The organism is Priestia veravalensis (assembly GCF_001457055.1).
Lineage (GTDB): Bacteria > Bacillota > Bacilli > Bacillales > Bacillaceae_H > Priestia > Priestia flexa.
Map to the genome: position 1 here is coordinate 1 of NZ_KQ758769.1, position 1,332 is coordinate 1,332.

The 1,332-nt window shown below is 27.6% G+C and carries 1 protein-coding gene; it reads left to right on the plus strand.

The annotated features are described in order from the left end of the window. Window positions 1-127 precede the first annotated feature (127 nt). The gene (locus tag AS180_RS21315; protein WP_062687479.1) at window positions 128-1,264 is read left to right on the plus strand and encodes a type I restriction enzyme HsdR N-terminal domain-containing protein; all 1,137 of its coding nucleotides are present in this window, start codon (window positions 128-130) and stop codon (window positions 1,262-1,264) included. Window positions 1,265-1,332 lie beyond the last annotated feature (68 nt).

Here is a 1,332-nt window from a genome sequence, read left to right on the forward strand (position 1 = left end):
CCATTATAAAGGACTTTTTCTTTGCACAAAATAATAAAATTGAACATTTTGAGTATTTTTAATAGTGAAAATAAATTAATGCAACACTAGTGAAATATATTTTAAAGTAAATATATGGGGGATTAGGATGCAGAAAATAGAATGGGATTTGGAATTTATTAAAGAGATGTATCAAAAATATGAGGGAACTAATGAAGCAAATATTCAGCAAAATGTAGTAGTGAACCTTTTAAAAATGTTGGGTTATGATTCAAGTGATTTTTCTTATGAGCATTCTAAACAATTTAAAGATGGAAGGTCAGATATTGCTGTTAAAGTAAAAAAAGACTCATATTTATATGTAGAAGTGAAGGAATCAAATAACAAGCTAGATGGAAGGGCACATTCTCAATTAATAAAGTACATAGATGGTAGCCATGAATGGGGATTGTTAACAAATGGCAGGAAATATATATTGATAAATGAAAAGATAAAAGGTATTGCTCTAGATAAAGTAGTATTTAATATTGATATTTTTAACAAAAAAGATACTGAGCTAATAAAGTATCTTAGAAGAGAAAATCTATTTGATGTACCAATTACAAATTACTTTAAAGAGATAGCACAGTTTAAGGCAATTAAGTATCCAAATGGGGGAAGTAGTTGGAATAATTATAAAAGTACACTTTACAACTTCTTTAAATACTATTCTGCTAATTTAAAAAGGTATAGAGAGTTAAGTTTGATTAGAGTAGAGGAATTTGAGGATTTTTTACAACATGAAATGGAGATGAAAAATAATAAAAATTCAGGAAGGAAAATAGTATCCATTGATACTTTTGATAATAAATATTCTCATATAAGATCATTTTTTCACACACTAAATATAAAATCAAATGGTTTTGATGAGGAAAAAGTTCAGCTTATTAGAAGGATGAATCTTAAAGAGGAAATTGTAGAGTCAAATGAGTTACTCACTGAAGAAAATATTGAATTAATTTTAAACTTTTATAGCAATAGAAGAGATGCCATTAGGAATAAAGCACTAATACTGTTATGTCTAAGTTTTGGTTTAGAAAGGTCTACTATTTTGAGTTTAACAATTAATTCAATTAAAAAAAATAAGCTGATTATTGGCAATAGAGAGCTTGTCATACCAAAAAAGCTACAGGAAATATTAGAGGTGCTTAAAGAACAACATAAATTAAATAAAGTAAAGGATGATTGTCTATTCTATACTAAGTATAATAATGACTATAAAGTAAGCCCGAAATATAAAAAATAGCGCACCTTCACGGTACGCACGACGAACGGCCAGCTAACTGAATTTTTTTCAGTTAGCTGGCTATTTTG